Origin of the sequence: uncultured Actinomyces sp., from assembly GCF_963542285.1 — a bacterium.
Taxonomy (GTDB): Bacteria; Actinomycetota; Actinomycetes; order Actinomycetales; family Actinomycetaceae; genus Pauljensenia.
This window is the reverse complement of the sequence record NZ_CAUTWQ010000001.1, coordinates 1-19,585: the sequence shown is the minus strand read 5'-3', so window position 1 is coordinate 19,585 and position 19,585 is coordinate 1. Positions and strand designations below refer to the sequence as shown.

Here is a 19,585-nt window from a genome sequence, read left to right as displayed (position 1 = left end):
GCCGAAGCCCTGCTGGTATCTGTACCCCCAACCGGATTTGAACCGGTGTTAACGCCGTGAGAGGGCGTCGTCCTAGGCCGCTAGACGATGGGGGCGGCGCGCCACTACGTGCGCTATTCCCGTTCTGCCGAAGCATGAACAGGATTTGTACCCCCAACCGGATTTGAACCGGTGTTAACGCCGTGAGAGGGCGTCGTCCTAGGCCGCTAGACGATGGGGGCCTTTCTTCTCGCAAAAAACTTTGCGATGGCTGGGGTACCAGGACTCGAACCTAGACTAAATGAACCAGAATCACTCGTGCTGCCAATTACACCATACCCCATGGCGCAATCCGCTCGGGCTTAAACCCAAGGCGGCGACAAGAGAAAAGAATACTCAAATGCGCTTCAGATGCCAAATCGCAGGCACGTGGCACTGATCATATTTGATCACCACGCACCTGCGATCAGGTATCAGTCAGATGCTCAGCCCAGCTGGTTACGCAAGGCGTGTAGACGGTTCAACACGCTCTCGCGGCCCAAAATCTCCATGGACTCAAACAACGGCGGGGAAACCTGACGACCGGTGACGGCCACACGAATCGGACCAAAGGCCACGCGAGGCTTGATATCCATACCTTCAACAATCAGCTCACGAAGGGCATGCTCAAGAGCCTCGGTTGTGAAGGGGCCGTCATAGTTCTCGACGTAATGGATCGTTGCATCCAAAACCTCAGGAGCATTCTCCTTGAGCTTTGATACGGACTTTTCGTCCAGCTCAAGCGCATCGTCTTCAGTGAAGAGGAAGCCCAGCATTCCGGGGGCCTCGCCCAGCAACTGGATGCGCGTCTGGATCAGCGGAGAAGCGTGCTGCATAATCTTCTGCTCATCCGAGGTCAGCTCCTCATAGGAGTCAGCCGACACCAATCCCTCACGGTGAAGGAAGGGGACGATACGGCCTCGGAAATCATCCGGAGCGAGCAAACGAATATGCTCAGCGTTAATCGCGATGCACTTCTTGTGGTCGAAGCGTGCCGGATTCGGGTTCACATCGGCGATATCAAAGGCCGCGGCCATCTCTTCCATGGAGAAGACGTCATTATCGGGACTGATCGACCAACCCAGCAAGGCCAGGTAGTTGTTCAAGCCCTCGGGAATCATTCCGGCTTCGCGATGCAGGAGCAGGTTCGATTCGGGGTCGCGCTTGGACAGCTTCTTATTTCCTTCACCCATCACATAGGGCAGGTGACCAAAGCGAGGCATGAACTTGGCGATGCCCAGCTCTTCCAGCGCACGGTAGAGGACGATCTGGCGAGGCGTCGAAGAGAGCAGATCTTCACCGCGCAGGACGTGCGTGATTTCCATGAGCGCGTCATCAACGGGGTTGACCAGCGTGTACAGCGGGTGACCATTGGCGCGAACGATCACATAGTCCGGAACCGATCCGGCCTTGAAGGTGATCTCGCCGCGAATCAGATCGGTGAAGGTAATGTCTTCATCGGGCATGCGCAGGCGCAGAACCGGCTTGCGTCCCTCGGCACGGTAGGCGGCAATCTGCTCTTCGGTCAGATCACGATCAAAGCCGTCGTAACCGAGCTTGGGGTCCTCACCCTTCGCGATGTGGCGAGCTTCGACCTCTTCTGGAGTCGAGTAGGACTCGTAGGCGTAACCGGCCTCAAGCAGCTTTGCGGCGACATCGCGGTAGATGTCCATGCGCTCGCTCTGGCGGTACGGCGGGTGCGGGCCTCCCTTGCCGACGCCTTCATCCCAATCCAGGCCCAGCCAACGCAGCGAATCAAGAATCTGATCGAAAGATTCCTGGGAATCGCGGGCAGCATCGGTGTCTTCAATACGGAAGACGAAGGTGCCTCCGGTATGGCGCGCGTATGCCCAGTTAAAGAGGCAGGTGCGGACCATTCCCACGTGAGGAGTTCCAGTTGGCGAAGGGCAGAATCGGACGCGAACATTGGCGCCACTTGCGGTAGTCACACTCATAATCCCCTAGTTTAGCCCCCTTCTTATGAGCCCTGCGTCAATTCAAAGGGTGCGCGAGAACTGAGCAAGGCCTCTCCCCCATTGAGGGATGCGCGCACTGTTACCTTCGCTCACACCATGAAGGCGAATTCCGAATTATCACCACTCCCCTTACACTGGGAGGTAGCTCACACACTTTGCCTTTGAGGGCACGTTTGGAAAGAAGTTTTCGCATGGATTTTTGCAGCACTGAGGAACTCCGTCGCGTTGGTTCACTGAAGTGGACGGGAGTTAAGCCCGCGGACGGCAGCGACGTCTTGGGTGCCTGGGTTGCAGAGATGGATTTCGGTACCGCTCCCTGTGTTGAGGAGCGAATGACCCACGCGATTCGCGAAGGTTTGCTGGGCTACAACCCCCGTTGGCTTGCACCGGAGGTTGCCCAAGCTACTGCGCATTTCCAGAAGAAGCGCTTCGGCTGGGATCTTGAAGTTGATTCAATTCGCTTGGCACCCGCTGTCCTTCCGGCATTGGAAGTGATGATCCAGTACATGGTGCGCCCCGGATCACCGGTGATCGTGCCGACTCCCGCATACATGCCATTCTTGACAATTCCTCCCGCACTGGACCACCCGGTCATCGACGTGCCCTCGTTGCACGATGAGGCATACCCGGGCGGCTGGACCCTTGACCTTGAGGGAATTAAGGCAGGTCTCGAGGCCGGGGCTGGCCTAGTGATTCTCTGCAACCCATGGAACCCCGTGGGGCGCGTGTTAACAGAATCCGAGATGCGAGCTTTGCAGATGCTGGTGTCCCAGTACGACGCTTTGATCTTTGCGGATGAAATCCACTCCCCCCTGGTTTTGGGTGGCCGAGGCTTTACCTCCTATGCACGACTGGGCGCAGAATTTGCAGCGCATACGATCACCGCAACTGCGGCAACGAAGGGCTGGAATATTGCGGGGCTGCCAAATGCCCAGGTCATCGTGCCCGATCAGGAATTACGAGCACGTTGGGATCGCATGTGCCAGGAAAAGCTTCCCCATTCGACCTCAACAATCGGCGCGCTTGGGACGATCGAGGCCTACACAAACGGTGATGACTGGCAAAACGAGGTCCTGTCCGTGATCGAGGGCAATATCCGCACCGTTACCGAGGCTCTGGCGCCCACCGAGATCGACTTCCGTCCCCCGCAGGCAACCTACCTGACGTGGTGGGGTTTCGAGGCCTATCCCGAATTGGGCCCGAACCCTTCTAAGACACTGCTCCAACGCGCGCACATCGCGACAAATGAAGGGGTCACCTTGGGTAAGCGTTACTCGAAGTGGGTGCGCGTGAACTTGGCGTGCTCACCGCAGGTCACTGAAGAATTGGTTTCTCGGGTTCTGGGCGTTCTTTAGCTCTTCAGTCCGCGCGCAGCGCGGCCTCGATACCGGCAACGACCGTTGTGGATGCCTTTCGCGCGGCATCCACAACGTCTTGCGGGTCGGTTTGCGCCTGAGCGAAAGACAAGTCTGAGACAACAGACATGCCGGCAACACGCACTCCCAGTGCGTGAGCGGTAATTGCCTCAAGAACGGTCGACATCCCAACGCAATCAACGCCCAATTGCACTAAGGCTCGACTTTCTGCACCTGTTTGATACTCAGGCCCACGAAGGAAGGCGTAAGTCCCCTCTCGACTGCAGTGTTCACGCATCCTCTTGCTCATCTCACTGTCCCAAACCTGTGAGATGTCGACAAACAGAGGGCCGTCAAATGGCGAGGAACCGCTGAGATTCATGTGATCCGTAATGACCATGACATCACCCAGGGACCAGTCGCGCAGGCATCCGTTCGCATTGGTCACAATTGCGCGTTGGATACCCGCGCACGCAGCTGCACGGATCAGTGCGGTGACAGCAAGAGGCCCGTGTCCCTCATACAGGTGAGTGCGTCCGCTTGCAACCAGAACGGGGCCACATTCGCGCATGTAGACACGAAGTTCATTGAGGTGTCCATCCGCAACCGGGGCACTCACACCAGGAAGTGAGCCCATAGGCTTCGAGGCCGATGGCACTCCCCACTGCTCATGAAGAGCATCCGCTAAGCCCGACCCCAAGACGACCAACGCGAAGGGCACTCCCCCGCAAAGGGAACGGATCTGCTCCGCGGAGGCAGTGGCCTCGGAGTCAAAAAGAACAGAAGAAAAACGGGGATCAACTGTCAAAGCGCACCTTCCTCAACTTTTAGCCGAGCGTGTGGGAAGGCGTGGATTCCTGCGCACGAACGCGGCGTGCACTGGTCAGCCAATATCCACAGAAACCTACGAGAAGGGCAAGAAGGATTCCGATGTTGGAACCAGCCCAATCACCCTCTCGACCACCCAGCGGGCCAAGGAGATAGCCCTGCCACGCAAGCCACGAGGCATTCGCATTGACAACAAAGCCCCAGCCAACGAAGGAACCCACAGCCAATGTGGCGATTGCTCCCCAGTTAACGGAACCGTAGCGTCCCGTTGATGTGAAGAGTGAGGGCTCGTCGTAGTCCTGGTGACGGAGCGCGATATCAGCGAGCATGACACCGCCCCAGGTAGCAATCACAACACCAAGGGTTGTCAGGAAGGCAGTGAACGGAGTGAGGAAGGAATCAGCAAAGAAGACAACGATGATCGTTCCAATGGTCATGATGGTGCCGTCAATTGCGGTGGCTACGGGGCGGGTAACCGGCACGCCAGTTGCCAAGAGCGAGAGGCCAGAGGAATAGATATCCATAACGATCCCACCAACAAGGCCAAGGATTGCAACGATTGCAAAGGGGATCAGGAACCAGGTCGGAAGAATTGTTGTCAGTGCGCCGATCGGATCGTTGCCGATGGCTTCAGAGAGAGTGTCATAGTTGGAGCCAACCAACAGCACACCGAAGATCACCAGGATAATGACAGGCAGCGCAGCACCTGCTGTCGTCCAGCCGACGACACCGGCGGTCGAGGCCTTGCGAGGAAGGTAGCGCGAATAGTCTGCAGCTGCGTTAATCCATCCAAAACCAAAACCAACCATGAGCATGCACATCGCGCCCAGGAGCATTGCGAAGGGAGCTGCGGGACGTGCGGAAAGGACCGCGAAATTGATTGTCGAGGCCGAGAGCAGAAGGTAGACGATCGTGAGGATTGCCGTCGCCCAGGTGATCCACGTCTGCACCTTCATGATCGCTTCAAATCCGAGGATGCCCGCTCCTGCCGCAAGGACGACCACGACAACCAAGGCAATGATCTGCGCAAGCAGGTGGTTACTAAAGCCAAGCGCTCCCATGACGGTCGCGGTCGCCTGAACCGCCATGATGGCAAGGAAGGTCTCCCACCCAACAGTGAGGATCCACGAGATTGCTGCAGAGATACGGTTTCCGTTATATCCGAATGCCGCGCGAGAGAGCACAAGGGTCGGTGCAGAGCCCCGCTTACCGGCGATAGCGATCAGTCCGCACAGAAGGAACGAGAGCGCAACGCCAACAACGCTGACAAGAATGGCCTGCGTGAGTGAAAGGCCAAAGCCCAGCACCCACGAACCCCAGGAAATGCCGAGGACAGAGATATTAGCGGCAAACCAAGGCATGAATAAGGACGATGGCGTGCCTTTTCGTTCGGATTCGGGGATCACATCAAGACCGGCCATCTCGATGTTTAGACCAGACGAAACCTGGGTGGCCTCACTCATGAACAATGCTCCTCTGCATTCGTCTTCCCGCAGTTCATGTGGCGTTCAATCCACACTATGAACTATAGGGAAAGCAAGCAGCCGAAGGGCAGATGCTCACGAAACTGATTCGAGGGATTGCCCACACCTTTTCAGGAAAAGATGCTGCGTTGGCGTGAGAGAACCGCTCGCTAAAGTTCAACAGGCACCTCCACGCTTAGAAAACTAGAACCCAACAATCAAAAGGTGCTACTCCTCCTCAGGTGTCCACTCACGATCAACCCACTGACTCAGGAGCGGACCAGCATCAGGCCGCAAATAACACTCCAACACATCCAAAGGCGAATACTCAACAACAAAAGACAGGCAAAAGAGCAACCGACTCCGATACGTTCTACACGAATAGAAAACTCCACTCTCAGAACGAATACCTAAATAACCAGGTTGCCTCCCATCCCCAACCGGCACAAGGGACCAACCAACGCGAGGCGTTGAGCATTCGTCCAGCGTAAGAAGATTGTAATCTGACCAGATCCGGAAGCGCTTCCCAAAATGCAAGGTCAAACAGTGCTCCATCACATGCAAACTACTCGATTTAAAAGAAGCTCCGCCACGTGACGCACGCTCATATTGGTAAAACGAATACACGCCGTCCCGATACTCAAGCTCCTCAGTACCAAACGTCACCGTCGAGGGGGAAAAACGCACAAGCCCCGGTTCGCCGAGCTGCCCATGCATTTCCATTCCTAACGTCGCTTGAAGCGCCTGAGAGAAACGCTCGCTATAGTCCAACAGGCACCTCCACACGTAGAAAACTAAGCCCTCAATAAAGAAGCCCTATTCATCCTCCTCAGGCGTCCACTCAAGATCAACCCACTGACTCAGGAGCGGACCAGCATCCGGTCGCAAATAACACTCCAACACATCCAAAGGTGAATACTCAACAACATACGACAACGCCGAAAGAAGATAATCTTTCCGCGTTTTACATGAGAAAAATACACCTTCACTATTTCGTATACCCACAAACCCATGCCAAGACTTTGAATCCACCGGAACCAACGACCATCCCGGACGCATAAGCAAACTACGAACAAGACGAAGAGGCTGAAACCCTAACCTTTTACGAAGAGGATTCCCATAGCACAGAGTTAAACAATGCTCCATCACATGCAAACTGCTCGACTGAAAAACAGGTCCCCTGATATTGCCGCGTTCATACTCGTAATAGGCGAACAAACCCTCCTTGCAGTGCACTACCTCCGGTTCAGAGACCGTGTCCGTGGGAAAGAACTCCAAGTAACCATCCTTCCCCAGATCACCCACCACGTCATATCCCCAGACCTCATGCATCATCTGACCAAGACGCTCACTAAAATCCAACAGGCACCTCCACACGCAGAAAACTATCCCCCCAAGAAAAAAGACCTATTCATCCTCCTCAGGTGTCCACTCACGATCGATCCACTGAGTTAGGAGCGGACCAGCATCCGGGCGTAGGTAGCACTCCAACACGTCTAGAGGCGAATACTCAACAACATACGACAACGCCGAAAGAAGATCATCATCCCGCGTCTTACATGAGAAAAATACACCTTCACTATTTCGTATACCCAAAAACCCATGCCAAGACTTTGAATCCACCGGAACCAAGGACCATTCCGGACGCATAAGCAAACTACGAACAAGACGAAGAGGCTGAAACCCTAACCTTTTACGAAGAGGATTCCCATAGCACAGAGTTAAACAATGCTCCATCACATGCAAACTGCTCGACTGAAAAACAGGTCCCCTGATATTGCCGCGTTCATACTCGTAATAGGCGAACAAACCCTCCTTGCAGTGCACTACCTCCGGTTCAGAGACCATGTCCGTGGGAAAGAACTCCAAATAACCATCCTTCCCCAGATCACCCACCACGTCACATCCCCAGACCTCATGCATCACCTGACCAAGACGCTCACTAAAACCCAACAGGCACCTCCACGCCTTTTAGAACACCCCTTTTAATCAAGTCCGAAATTTTTACCGGACTTTCAAACTCATCAAGAATTCTCAACTGACGTACCCCACCGCACTCGCTTTCCCATGGCGCAGCAATCCCGTGCTCAATTTTCCATCCCTCGGGCATATGGCCGGTAAAAACATACTGATAGTAGGGCTCATGTACTGAAGCAGGGGGAAGCCCACGTTCCTCAAACGAAGCAACACGCCCGCCTTCTACAGCACCCAAGAATTCTCCATTGGGTCCTCCAACCCGGTCCACGATCACACCGTGCTCGGACGAATACTGTGCAAACGAAGAGAGTTTCCGTTCCCCTGCATACCCGTCATTAGGTGGCCAATCATGCCCTTCTTTTATTTTTCCTTTCTCATCAACATACGTCGTTTTATGCTCATCGAGCCACGCTGAATAGGTCCGAGGCTTACCGCCGTTCCCGAAACCACAGACGTTGTCTGAATTATGTACAAGATCAACACCCTTAATGCCCTTGATCCGTCCAATATTCGCAATCGACTCGCCTCGGCCTCTATTCGTGGGCTGGTAAGGCACATCGTCAAGTAGATCCTGACGCGAACGCACAGAATTGGGGTCTTCCTTAATGCGCGACTGCGGTTGCCTACGCTTGGGGCCTTTCGCAGAGTGTCGGGGTTCATGCGGCGCGGGAGTATGCCCTGCACCAAAGCCTGCTTTCAGCCCATTCTTAATCTTCTTCACCATTGAAGCGATAAGATCGCCACCGCTCTTGAACAAAGTAACGAGCTTGCCGGCCGAGGACAGCAAACTATCGATATGCCCCCACAGCTTGGATACCCTAGCAGAAACCTTCACGCTGATCTCAGGTATTAATTTTGCCAAGGCCAAACCAGCCGTCAGCAGCGCCTGAATAACAGCGCTAATAAACGTACCTACAATCTGAGAGATCGCATCGCGCACCATCGAATACACAACCTCGACCACACCCGCAAGAATCTCCAAGCCCTGCGACAGCACGCGAGCTCCCTGTGCGGCCCCCACAATCAGCGCATTCACGCCGCCAGCAGATTCAGCAAAAGAATTGGCAGCTTGTCCCCTGGAATACTGCGTAAATGACGCAACATTAGCATCCATCCGTTTAGCGTTTTCTTCCAAGGCACACGCAACATTGCGCCATGTATTAGCCTTGGCCGATACGTCGTCCTGATTTCCTGCAAGCTTCTGCAACCAGCTGCGTAGAGGGTCACAGTGATCCAAAATCATCGCTACGCCCCACGACAGGGCTGTACCCAAGGGATCGAAAAACATCGACGCGGTATCGGCAACCAACGACAAGCCCGACAAACCACCGTCAAGCCAGCTCTTCGACTCAACCGCGCCTGCAATACCTGCGATATCTTCCAAGGCACCGCCGCCCGTGTACCACGGATGTTCAGACGAATATCCGCTTTCCTGATTCGCGGTAGTCGGACTATCCGGAACAACAGTAAGCTTCGGATCCGGATGTTTCCCCGTCGATAATTCGGGAGCTTCAGCTTCTTCCGCAACGCTCACCGCACACCCCTCCTAGATCAGCCACCGGATCGATCTGCAGCAGCTCGACGCACCCCTTCAGGACGCAAACAGCCAAAACGGTCAAACCCACCGCGCACTGCCACCTCAAGTTCTGCGCTAATTTCACGCCTACTGCCAAAAGCGTGCAGAAATTCCTGCGATTCCACACGCGATGCTCCATAGGAGTCCGCCGCTCGGTCAGCAATGCCTGCGCCCAAGTCCTGCACAGCCCGCCTAAACGCCTCGATAAATGCATCACCAAGCTTTGGAAAGCCGTCGACAACGACGCTAATGGGCATTCCCGAAGAGTCGACAGTCACGCGAACTACACCGCCTTTCGACGCTCCCTCGCCCCGAACGTCCTCAAGCAGTTCAAGAAATGACTGCGCCCTACTGCCTCGCTGAAGCGCAGCCTCAACTTCCTCGCGCAGCTCAGCCCGAGCCGCCTCAACGCGGTCCAAACCAAAGCTTTTATCCATGCTCTTACGCTACAACCACGCCCCCACAATCTCAAAATTCAAAAGAAGGTCCAGAAAACCTTCACAGGACGAAAAAGCAGCCGGATGAACTCAACATGTCCACCCGGCTGCCTCGGCCTCGAAAATCAAGCAGCTAACTGCGGCGAACCCAGTTCCGCAGAATCCCACCATCTTCAGACATATATGCATCCAGTAATTTTTGGGAATCAACAGGCGCAATATGCGCAAACTCAGTGAGTTCTCGGTGGGTGGGGAACATTGTGCGGACGGTCAAAGGCAGGACTTTTCCATCCACCTCAAGCCCTCCAACCCACGGAAAGAACTGCGAATACACGTAAGGATGAGCAACGGGATCAGAATCAACCTGCGGAATGACGATCGGATCCCAACCTAGATAGCTACGTGCGAACTCGCCCACGTGGATAATCGCGCCCTTCGCCGTCCAATCCTCGAAGGGGGAAGCAACGAAAGTCGAGCGATCCTCCCAACGCTCACTGGGACCATACTTGTACAGCAAAGTGCCCCGATCATCGTGTTCGGTCCACAAGTTATGCCAGTAGATCCCGCTATCCCACGTCAGCGCAGTACCAGTGCCGCGATTCATCCAGAAAGCGCCAGAGGATTTAGCGAATTCGATCAGTTGACTGGTAGTACTCATGACAGAGACCGTCCCTTCAAGATACCCAGTTCAACGCACTCGGCGACCGTCAAAAGTTCGCCACCGTAGATGAAACGTACTTCCCGCGCGCCACCTTTCACACCGAAGTTCGGCGCGGTAATTCCGGTTGAAATCAACGCATATACGGGAAGCTTCGCAATCGTGTACGCGTAGTAGGGCGAGTGGACATCGGTGATTGCCAGGCAGCGCTGTTCGAAGGAATAGGGCTTGCCATTGGGATTAACCTGCCACACGCGCGAAAGATAGGGGTAGCCGATCATATCGACCATGTCGCCGTACTTAGAGGTGTAGGCCTCCAAGCTGGTGAACTGCTCAATGCTGGAACGCACCAGTGAAGAACTGACTTCTTCACTGTCCATCAACCAACGCCAAGGCCCCTGCGGTTCCTTAGACTCTGGAGTCATCACTGAATCCATGTATTTCACCTTTCCGTGAGCTCTTCCCCATCATATGCCACGAAACATGTCATTCTGCAAAATACCCAAACCTAGAAGATCCGCAACGCTCTTAGGGTTGCCTTCTGCATCGAGGATACGAAGCTGACGCGCACCGCCTCCGGTGTACCGGAGATCTTCTCCTCCCTGTGCCGAGGCCGACACCCCAGCTTGCCCTCCCGCGGGCTATGTCGCGGTGGACCCTGGAGTGTGAGGAGCAGCCATCAGCGAGCGCCCCCGTCAGCCATTTCTCCACTAGTTTGAACAGCGGAGATGTTGCCGGATTCCATCTCCTGGAAGTCCGCATTGACCTTCTTCAATGCGGATGACAGATCAGAGCAGCTTGCCCCGGCTGAAGAGATCGCAGTTCCCATGACGTCCAAGAAGAGTTCAGCGATCGGGGTTACTAAGGGGGAAATCATCAGGCCAAAAGAATTAGAACCGACACTTGCATCGCGGGCTGTAGTGACCAAAGAGTTCACTTCCCCCGCTTGAGATGCGATGCGTCCTGCAAGAAGTGCAGCGTCACCCGGCTGCCAAGCTACTTCATTCATCTTTTCTCCTTAAATGACCTTCACTTGTCTCCGCCATGGCGAAGTGCTCGTGCATCTAGACGACCAAAATGATCGAATGCGGCATGCGCTCCAGCGTTCTCATCGGCGTGCTCTCGATGCAAACCATAGGTTTTTACGAGCACTTGAGCTTCAATAGAGGAATCTCCATAAGCATCGACAGCAGCATCCGCTACGCAAGCACCGACATCTTGACGAGCATGTTTAAACGCCTCAAGGAAGGCGTGACCAAGAGCCGGATGATCAGGAACCTGAACCTCAATGGGAGTGCCCGAGGAATCAACAACGACACGAACCGCATGATCTTTTGATTCACCTTCGCCGCGGATATCCCTCATGCGCTCAACAAATTCGAAGGCGCCTGCTGCAGCTTTATTAGACTCCTCGACTTGTGCGTCAATTGCCGCTAGCAGTTCATCAACTCCGCCAAAGGTACTACTGCTGTGGTGTTTACCAAATCCACCTAAACCTGACATATCCGCCATGTTTTTACGCTACATCCACCATCTCCGGAGACGCAAAATTCGTGGAGAAAAGGGTCACTATGCGATCAGTAATAAGGTTCACATCGCCAGGTTTGTAAGCGTCCCAATTCCCGCGACTTCAACTTCGACGCGCTCACCGTGCTTCAGTGGCCCGCCAGCCGGCGTACCCGTCAAGATGACATCACCGGGCAGAAGCGTGCAGATACCTGACACATAAGAAACAATCCGTGCAACGGAATATCCCATTTGAGAGGTACTTCCGCTCCCCCGTTCTTCCCCATTCACGCGGACCGAGATTTCGGCATTATCGGGATCAAAATCCCCGCCAACAGTGATCCAAGGGCCCAGCGGGCACGCGGTATCCCAACTCTTCGCGCGACCAAGTGCTCCCCCGTCATCGCGAGCTGCATCCGCAGCGGTCAAGTCATTCGCGCAGGTGTAACCCAAGATCACAGAAGAAGCGTCTTCAACACTCACATCCTTTGCCAGCGTCTTAATAACCACGGCAAGCTCGGCCTCGTAAAAGACTTCCTGTCCCCAGGAAGGAAAGACGATCGGGTCATCCGGGCCAATGACGGCGGTATTCGGTTTGAAGAAGACGGAGGGACGCGCGGGGTCCTCACTGCGCTGCTCACCGGGCGCCGGGTAGTTTCCGCCCAGACCGATAACTTTCGATCGAGGGATCACCGGAGAAAGCAAGCGAACTTCATCCAGTTCAAAGATCTGGCCTGAAGGTTCGACCGGCGAGAACAAAGGATCACCCTTCAAACCAACAATCCGGGGCGATTCATCTTCCAAAGCTCCGTAGTGAATAGAGCTTCCTTGCGAGAAACGAGCAATGCGCATCGCGACCTCCTAAGTCCTGCCAGTAGCCTAACGCGAAGCGGGTTCTGCAGCCCAAATATCACCGGGAAGGTCGCCCGGAAGAAGGTCATTCCCCTGCGCAACGAAGACAGGATCTGCGATGCCGCGACGACGCTGGGCCTCGTAGTCGCGAAGAGCACCCAGGCCCCACGGGGCAAGGACAATCAACGCAACCAAGTTCGTCAAGGTCATAATGGCCATCGCGATATCGACGGAATTCCATACAAGATCCAGAGTTGTCAACGAACCGATCACAACCGAGGCAACGGAGATCACTCGAACAGTCCAAGTCGCAGCCTTCGACTTCACGACAAAGGACAGATTGATTTCGGAATAGACGTAGGCCGCAATGATCGACGAGTATGCAAGCACGAAGATCAGAATCGACATCGGCATGATCGTCCACTGCCCCAGTTGGTCGGCCACAGCAAGTGTCGTAAGGTTCGCGGGGTTAGCCTCGGGGTTCGACCAGACCTTTTCGCCGGCGATCAAGATGACGAAAGCGGTTGCGGTACACACGATGATCGTGTCAACGAAAACGCCCAGCGACTGGATGAGGCCTTGACGAACAGGGTGAGCGACGGTGGCGGTTGCAGCGGCATTGGGGGCAGTACCCTGACCGGCCTCGTTCGAGAAGAGGCCGCGCTTCGTGCCGTTGATGACCGCAGCGATAATTCCGCCGCCGAGGCCTGCGAGCGTCGGTTGCGGGGCAAATGCACTTGCGAAGATCTCTCCCAGAACAGAACCGAACTTGGGCAGGTTCATCACGCAGATGACAGCGACCATCACAACATAAACAGTCGCCATAATCGGTGCCATCCATTCGGTCACGCGAGCCACGGTCTTAATTCCACCGAAAATCACCATTGCCGAGAAGACAAAGAGCAGTGCTGCAATGACCAGATGTGCGCTGGAAAGGCCACCAAGTCCCGGAAGAGGCTCGCGGCTCGAGGGGCTGAGCGCACCCAGAAGAGTTGTGGCGATCGCGTTGGACTGCACGGAGGTGATGACGAATGCGCAGGTCACAACCGTGATGACAGCAAAAATGCTTGCCAAAACCTTATTCTTCATGCCTCGCGCAATGTAGTAGGCAGGGCCTCCGCGGAAAGTTCCGTCAGCCGAACGAACCTTGAAGATCTGCGCAAGCGTGGCCTCGAAAAATGCGGTTGACATACCGACCAAGGCAACAACCCACATCCAGAAGATCGCACCGGGACCGCCCATGAGCAGCGCAACTGCCACACCAAAGACGTTGCCAACGCCCACGCGTGCGGCCAGAGAGATCGTGAACGCCTGGAAGGAAGAAATTCCACCCTTCGCCCCGCCGCGAGAACCCGAAATTGAGCGGATCATTTCGGGGAATTGACGGATCTGCATGAATCGTGATCGCACTGTGAGGTAAAGTCCCGTACCAATCAAGATCCACACGGTCAGGTGCAAGGTGATCCAGTCAGCGATGTTTTGGATGGACTGTGCCAGATCCGCCATTTGTTCCTCCGCTATCTACTATCTACTTTCAACAAGGCCTTGAGGCAGTGACTCGAAGTCTATCGCGATGGGACAATCTTCTTCGCATTCAGCCGCAAACTGGACGCAAATGAGGGGACGTCTGGGAAGATAGAAGCATGAGCGCTCCGTTAAATGAACTCCTCGATGATCTGGAAGATCGCGGTGTATTGACCGACGATGACGCCCTGTATGAGGCATTTTCATCGTGGGCAACGTCAACCGGGCGTCCGCTCTACCGGCACCAAGATGAGTCTTTAATTGAGATTTTGTCGGGAAACCACGTCATTGCAGCAACGCCGACTGGCTCTGGCAAGTCAATGATTGCTTTGGCTGCGCATTTTGTGTCGATGGCACATGGTGGGCGCTCGTACTACACGGCGCCTCTGAAAGCGCTGGTCTCAGAAAAATTTTTCGACTTGGTGTCGCTGTTTGGCGCGGACAATGTCGGGATGGTGACAGGCGATGTCTCGTTGAACGCTGATGCGCCTATCATTTGCTGCACTGCAGAAATCCTGGCGAATCAGTCCCTGCGTGAAGGACCGACGCTCGACGCCGACATGATTGTTATGGATGAGTTCCATTTCTATGCTGATCCGCAACGAGGCTGGGCGTGGCAGGTTCCGCTCCTTGAACTCACGCGTCCACAGTTCATTGCAATGAGCGCGACGCTTGGAGATACGACTGTTTTCCGCAAGCAATGGACGGATCGCACGGGACGGCCGACGGTAGAAATTACCGATGCACAGCGCCCCGTTCCTTTGGAATACGACTATGTTGTCGACACTCTTCAGGACACGGTCGAACGTTTACTTTCAGAGGGGCGCCACCCGATCTACATCGTTCATTTCTCGCAAAAAGATGCGGTTGATACGGCCTCGTCATTGATGGACCGCAAGCTTGTTTCCCCCGAGGTCCGTAGCCAAATCGCGCGTGAGCTCTCGTCACTGAGTTTTACAAAGGGTTTTGGGCAGACTTTGCGCGGACTCCTCTCCCACGGCATCGGCGTTCACCACGCGGGCATGCTGCCCAGATATCGTCGACTCGTTGAGCGCCTCACCCAGCAGGGCCTGCTTCCGGTCATCTGCGGAACCGACACCCTTGGAGTCGGTATCAATGTCCCCATTCGCACGGTTTTGCTCACCTCCCTGGTGAAGTTTGACGGAAGCAAAATGCGTCACCTGCGTTCGCGTGAATTCCACCAGATTGCCGGGCGCGCGGGGCGCGCAGGTTTTGACACCGTTGGTTTTGTTCGCGTTCTGGCCCCCGAGCACGAAGTGGAGACAGCCCGCGAGCGCGCCCGTTTAACGGCTGCGCAGGAGGCGGCTCGTGATCAGCGCGAAGCAAAGAGAGCTAAGAAGAAGGCGTCCAAGAAGCGCAGCGGCCCAAAGGAAGGCCAGATCACTTGGTCTCGTTCGACTTTTGAGCGCCTGCGTGATGCTGCTCCCGAAGCCTTGCAGTCCCACTTCGAGATGACTCACTCCACTGTTCTCAACGTGTTGGGTGGAGCAGCGGATGCTGGGCGAGATCCTGCAGAGCACCTCGTCGACTTGGCATTACACAATGACGACCAGCCGCTTCCTGCAAATCCGCATATCCGTCATCTTGCAGATATTTATACTTCTCTTCTCCAAGCCGGGGTTGTTGAGCATCTCTCCAGTGCCAGGGCTCAGGAATTGGGTGTCTCTAGGTTGCAGTTGGTTGCGGACCTGCCGGATGATTTTGCGCTCAATCAGCCACTTTCTCCCTTTGCACTGGCTGCTTTCGAGCTTCTTGATCCGGATTCACCGACCTTCGCCCTTGACGTGATTTCCATTGTCGAGGCCGTGCTTGAGGACCCCCGGCCCCTGCTGTATGCGCAAGAAAACCAGGCGAAAGCTGCCGCCGTCGCCTCGATGAAGGCACAGGGGATGGAGTATGACGAGCGCATGGCTGCCTTGGAAGAGATTTCGTGGCCTAAGCCTTTGGAAGAACTCCTCTCCCCAGCTTTTAGTGTCTATGCGCGCTCAAACCCGTGGGTGGGAGATCTGGAGCTCTCACCCAAGTCGGTCATTCGCGAGATGATCGAAAACGCCATGACCTTTACCGAACTCATTTCCCGTTACGACGTGGGGCGCTCAGAGGGCGTGATTTTGCGCTATCTCAGTGATGCCTACCGAATGATGCGCCAAGTGATCCCAGAAGAAATCATGACCGAGGAACTTGAGTCCATGATTTCCTGGTTGGCCGATCTGATCCGAAGCGTTGATTCCTCGCTTCTGGATGAGTGGGAAGCAATGATGAACGGGGAAGAATTAGCCCCAGCCGAAGGGGAAGCTTCTGCCGTTGGGCTTGAGCGCGCCTTTGGTGCGGATGAGTCCGGCGTTGTTGCATTCACGGCAAATCTCCATGCTTTCCGTAATTCCGTTCGTCGGGCGCTCTTTAATTTTGTTGAGTTGATGAGCCGCGATGACGTTGATGGACTTGAGCGAGCAACTGCGCAGGCCGCAGATAGCGACGGGCTCTTTGCTCAGGTGGCGCCGTGGACCGGTGATGATTGGGATCATGCCTTGGAGCGCTACTGGGCTGAACATGATTGGATCGATATCAATCAAGGTGCCCGTTCTCAGGCGCTATGCGCATTGGAAGAAAAGATCAGCGCCGAGGACATCTTGGCCGTGATGCCCTTCTCCGCTCGGGATCACGCCAATCAGCGCAGTCGTTTCGAGGCCCTTGCGCGCACTGTCGATGATGCTCCCGCTGGTTCACTCTGGCTGGCGACTCAGACCATCACGGATCCGGAAGGCAATATGGACTGGCGCATTGCCGGCCTCGTGGACTTGAGCGCCTCTGACAAGGAAAAGCGGGTGGTTCTGACCGTACTCACGGTCGATGCGCGGTAGAGGCCTACTTTGAGGTTTGCAGGATCTTGCGCGGGAATAGTTCTTAATCGACAGCCTTGACAGCTTCGACGGTCGGCTACGAACTCTCCCCCGCAGGACGCTCACCGATCTCCTGCTGAAGGCGCAGAAGGTAGCCGTCAGGGTCCTGAACCAGGAACTGACGAACACCGATCTCAATATCGCCTGCTCGATACCACTTCTCTTCGGGCTCAAGGAAGATTGGCCATCCTGCGCTCGTGATGCGCTGCAACGCAGGATCTAGGTTCTCGACCTGCACCTCGAAATTGATCCCGCGACCAAGCGGTCGTTCAAGCGAGCCAGTCTCCCACGTCCTCCCTAGGCTGATCTGGTCGAGCATCAGGTGCGCATGCCCCAAGACGAGGTATCCAAACCCTTCCTCGGGCCTCTCATATCGGAGGGAAAACCCAACAAGATCGCACCAGAAATACCGGGAAGCCTTGTAATCGGTGACGGAAAGTTCGGGAACAAGCCCGGGTTCACAGGTCATTTCTGCACTCTATCAGACAGGTCGGATACAGAAGTTGAACTCGGCCATGTCTATTGGACAGTCTTGATTCCCGCCATTTACAAGGCGGTTACTGAAACAGGTCTGAGTGGGATCCCGTACGAATTGCTGTCACGACGCAGATCTCTGGCTCATCCAGATAAATCAACAGCCAATCTGGCCGAATATGACATTCACGAAAACCCGCATAGTTCCCCGTCAATAGATGATCTCGCTGTGAAGGAGGCAAAGCTTCACCCACGAGGATCACACCAATGACCGCTTCAAGCTCCTTGATAGGAAGCCCTCGTTTACGAGCCCGCTTCAGGTCCTTCTTGAATTGAGCGGTCATCACAAGGGCACGTTGCCCCCGCTGAGTCCCACTCATCATCGATGTCCGCGAACGCTTGCTCCGCGGACGTGTAACGGGTAGCGGCAACACGTCCTGCAGCAATGTCGCGCGCCTCGCGCATAGCTCGCTCGGTTTCGGCGTTGTAGCGAGGCTGGCGCAAGTCAAAGGGCAGGCCGCCCTCCATGATCGACTTGTGGAGGAATACGTTGACAGCATCCGTGAGGTTCATGCCGAACTGGGCATACACCCTCTCGGCTTCTTCCTTCACGCTTGGATCCACACGCATGTTCAGCGTCGCCGTTTTCATTTCGCCACACCTTTCAGACGAATGTACGACTTTGATTATACAACGCGCATCAGGTGTGTGACAGATGCATGAGTATGCACAGTTATCAACTGGAGTCTCGCAATTGAAGTCGGCATGCTCAAACAGCCGAGTCGGAGTTCAAATCCGGTCGGTCAGGCCTGGGCGAGGTCCGTGACCTCGGCGTCCGTCAGCTCAACGAGGTCAAGCGGGCTCAGCTCTACGCTCACTCCCCTGCGACCGCCCGACACCAGCATCGTTTCATGATCCAAACATGAAGAATCAATAAAGATTCGATGTTTTGTCGTTTGCCCCAAAGGGCTAATCCCGCCGACGACATAGCCGGTTCGACGCTGCGCAACAGCGGGGTCAGCCATCGCCGCATTCTTCGCTCCTGCAGCCTTTGCAATGAGCTTCATTGACAGGTGCGCAAGCGCGGGGACACACCCCACCACGAACTCCCCTGTTGGCTCGAGCTTGACCATCAAGGTTTTGAAAGCAATCGCGGGATCAATCCCTAATTTCTCAACAGTTTCCTCGCCGTAGGCACGCGCGGAAGGATCATGCTCGTACTCGTGAACAACGAAAGGGACCCCGGCCTCGTTCAATTCCTCAATCGCACGAGTGGGTCCTGAAGCGTGATCTTTAGAGTGTTTGCGAGCCATACTTCCAGTGTAGGGACCTGAGATCAGATCACAGCAGTAGGATCATCGATCACCATCTTGCCGAAGGGGAAGCAGGTGATCGGGATGAGCTTAAGATTGGCGATCGCCAAGGGAATACCGATGATCGTGATTGCCTGTGCAAAAGCAGTCAGAATATGTCCGATTGCCAGCCACACCCCGGCGATCAAGAACCAAACAATGTTCATCAGATCCGAACCAGATCCTGCCCCGGGCATCGGAACGACTCGCTTGCCAAAAGGCCACAATATGTATGCTGCAATTCGGAAACATGCGACGCCTGCGGGGATGGTGATGATGAAAATACAGGCAACAATTCCGGCAAGAATGTAGCCCAAGAAGAGCCAGAATCCACCAAAAACCAACCAAATCACATTCAGCAAGAAGCGCATGTACATCCTTTCGCTAATCCACTTCACTTTCTCGTTACATTAAGTCTGCCATGTGACTGCGGGATTCAGCTGCGTTTTTTGCCCTGATTTTCCCCTAATTTCCCCCTGAGTCATGTGGCTACACTGATGCCATGACTATTCCTTCAGCGATTGCCCAGGCCCTTGACCGTATCGACCGTGCACGCCAAGCCACCGGTCGCACCGATCACGTGGCCTTGGAACTCGCAGTAAAGACGCGTACTCCCGAGGAGTGCCACGAAGCCGCCCAGGCCTTGAGCGATCTGGGGCAGCCGATCC

At 55.1% G+C, this 19,585-nt stretch carries 18 protein-coding genes, 3 tRNA genes and 1 pseudogene; 3 read left to right on the top strand and 19 right to left on the bottom strand.

Annotated elements, in window-relative coordinates; translation table 11 throughout:
- Positions 1 to 22 precede the first annotated feature (22 nt).
- From RW023_RS00110 to gltX, 4 genes are all read right to left on the bottom strand, one after another.
- Positions 23 to 95 (bottom strand) — tRNA-Glu (locus RW023_RS00110).
- 53 nt (positions 96 to 148) lie between these two features.
- A tRNA-Glu gene (locus RW023_RS00105) sits at positions 149 to 221 on the bottom strand.
- Between the two features lie 26 nt (positions 222 to 247).
- Positions 248 to 322: transfer RNA gene (locus tag RW023_RS00100), tRNA-Gln, on the bottom strand.
- A gap of 142 nt (positions 323 to 464) precedes the next feature.
- Entirely contained in the window at positions 465 to 1,973 is a 1,509-nt protein-coding gene (gene gltX, locus RW023_RS00095) for a glutamate--tRNA ligase (RefSeq protein ID WP_315579315.1), read from the bottom strand.
- 212 nt (positions 1,974 to 2,185) lie between these two features.
- Between gltX and RW023_RS00090 the strand changes: the two genes are divergently transcribed.
- Positions 2,186 to 3,349: an aminotransferase class I/II-fold pyridoxal phosphate-dependent enzyme gene (locus RW023_RS00090; protein WP_315579314.1), complete on the top strand. Its 1,164-nt coding sequence runs from the start codon at positions 2,186 to 2,188 to the stop codon at positions 3,347 to 3,349.
- A gap of 4 nt (positions 3,350 to 3,353) precedes the next feature.
- On the opposite strand, the gene RW023_RS00085 is transcribed toward RW023_RS00090, so the two are convergent.
- From RW023_RS00085 to RW023_RS00040, 10 genes are all read right to left on the bottom strand, one after another.
- On the bottom strand, positions 3,354 to 4,157 hold the full coding sequence (locus tag RW023_RS00085; protein ID WP_315579313.1) for a purine-nucleoside phosphorylase: 804 nt from the start codon (positions 4,155 to 4,157) through the stop codon (positions 3,354 to 3,356).
- Between the two features lie 19 nt (positions 4,158 to 4,176).
- Positions 4,177 to 5,640 (bottom strand): cytosine permease, encoded by a 1,464-nt coding sequence (locus RW023_RS00080; RefSeq protein ID WP_315579312.1) that lies wholly within the window; start codon positions 5,638 to 5,640, stop codon positions 4,177 to 4,179.
- Positions 5,641 to 7,582: 1,942 nt separating this feature from the next.
- Positions 7,583 to 9,151 (bottom strand): TNT domain-containing protein, encoded by a 1,569-nt coding sequence (locus RW023_RS00075; RefSeq protein WP_315579311.1) that lies wholly within the window; start codon positions 9,149 to 9,151, stop codon positions 7,583 to 7,585.
- A gap of 17 nt (positions 9,152 to 9,168) precedes the next feature.
- Positions 9,169 to 9,630, bottom strand: a complete 462-nt coding sequence (locus RW023_RS00070) for a YbaB/EbfC family nucleoid-associated protein (protein ID WP_315579310.1) — start codon at positions 9,628 to 9,630, stop codon at positions 9,169 to 9,171.
- Between the two features lie 133 nt (positions 9,631 to 9,763).
- Complete coding sequence (locus RW023_RS00065; RefSeq protein WP_315579309.1) at positions 9,764 to 10,288, bottom strand: hypothetical protein; 525 nt, start codon at positions 10,286 to 10,288, stop codon at positions 9,764 to 9,766.
- Positions 10,285 to 10,725 carry a glycohydrolase toxin TNT-related protein gene (locus RW023_RS00060; protein WP_315579308.1) on the bottom strand — a complete coding sequence of 147 codons (441 nt, stop codon included), beginning with the start codon at positions 10,723 to 10,725 and terminating at the stop codon, positions 10,285 to 10,287. Before RW023_RS00060 ends, RW023_RS00065 begins: the two co-directional genes overlap by 4 nt.
- A 242-nt stretch (positions 10,726 to 10,967) precedes the next feature.
- Positions 10,968 to 11,297, bottom strand: a complete 330-nt coding sequence (locus RW023_RS00055; protein ID WP_315579307.1) for a hypothetical protein — start codon at positions 11,295 to 11,297, stop codon at positions 10,968 to 10,970.
- A gap of 20 nt (positions 11,298 to 11,317) precedes the next feature.
- On the bottom strand, positions 11,318 to 11,800 hold the full coding sequence (locus RW023_RS00050; RefSeq protein WP_315579306.1) for a hypothetical protein: 483 nt from the start codon (positions 11,798 to 11,800) through the stop codon (positions 11,318 to 11,320).
- A gap of 78 nt (positions 11,801 to 11,878) precedes the next feature.
- Positions 11,879 to 12,646: a fumarylacetoacetate hydrolase family protein gene (locus RW023_RS00045; RefSeq protein WP_315579305.1), complete on the bottom strand. Its 768-nt coding sequence runs from the start codon at positions 12,644 to 12,646 to the stop codon at positions 11,879 to 11,881.
- Positions 12,647 to 12,673: 27 nt separating this feature from the next.
- Positions 12,674 to 14,152, bottom strand: a complete 1,479-nt coding sequence (locus RW023_RS00040; protein WP_315579304.1) for an alanine/glycine:cation symporter family protein — start codon at positions 14,150 to 14,152, stop codon at positions 12,674 to 12,676.
- A gap of 137 nt (positions 14,153 to 14,289) precedes the next feature.
- Between RW023_RS00040 and RW023_RS00035 the strand changes: the two genes are divergently transcribed.
- On the top strand, positions 14,290 to 17,052 hold the full coding sequence (locus tag RW023_RS00035; protein ID WP_315579303.1) for a DUF3516 domain-containing protein: 2,763 nt from the start codon (positions 14,290 to 14,292) through the stop codon (positions 17,050 to 17,052).
- Positions 17,053 to 17,128: 76 nt separating this feature from the next.
- On the opposite strand, the gene RW023_RS00030 is transcribed toward RW023_RS00035, so the two are convergent.
- From RW023_RS00030 to RW023_RS00010, 5 genes are all read right to left on the bottom strand, one after another.
- Positions 17,129 to 17,560 carry a VOC family protein gene (locus RW023_RS00030; protein ID WP_315579302.1) on the bottom strand — a complete coding sequence of 144 codons (432 nt, stop codon included), beginning with the start codon at positions 17,558 to 17,560 and terminating at the stop codon, positions 17,129 to 17,131.
- An 88-nt stretch (positions 17,561 to 17,648) separates the two neighbouring features.
- Positions 17,649 to 17,948 (bottom strand): type II toxin-antitoxin system YafQ family toxin, encoded by a 300-nt coding sequence (locus RW023_RS00025; RefSeq protein ID WP_315579301.1) that lies wholly within the window; start codon positions 17,946 to 17,948, stop codon positions 17,649 to 17,651.
- Positions 17,869 to 18,216: a type II toxin-antitoxin system RelB/DinJ family antitoxin gene (locus RW023_RS00020; protein WP_315579300.1), complete on the bottom strand. Its 348-nt coding sequence runs from the start codon at positions 18,214 to 18,216 to the stop codon at positions 17,869 to 17,871. The genes RW023_RS00025 and RW023_RS00020 overlap by 80 nt, the downstream gene beginning before the upstream one ends.
- A 152-nt stretch (positions 18,217 to 18,368) precedes the next feature.
- Positions 18,369 to 18,878, bottom strand: coding sequence for a Cys-tRNA(Pro) deacylase (ybaK, locus tag RW023_RS00015; RefSeq protein WP_315579299.1), 510 nt, complete (start codon positions 18,876 to 18,878; stop codon positions 18,369 to 18,371).
- Between the two features lie 23 nt (positions 18,879 to 18,901).
- On the bottom strand, positions 18,902 to 19,288 hold the full coding sequence (locus tag RW023_RS00010) for a YccF domain-containing protein (protein WP_315579298.1): 387 nt from the start codon (positions 19,286 to 19,288) through the stop codon (positions 18,902 to 18,904).
- 131 nt (positions 19,289 to 19,419) lie between these two features.
- Between RW023_RS00010 and RW023_RS00005 the strand changes: the two are divergent.
- Positions 19,420 to 19,585: pseudogene (locus RW023_RS00005) on the top strand (YggS family pyridoxal phosphate-dependent enzyme); the annotation flags it as partial.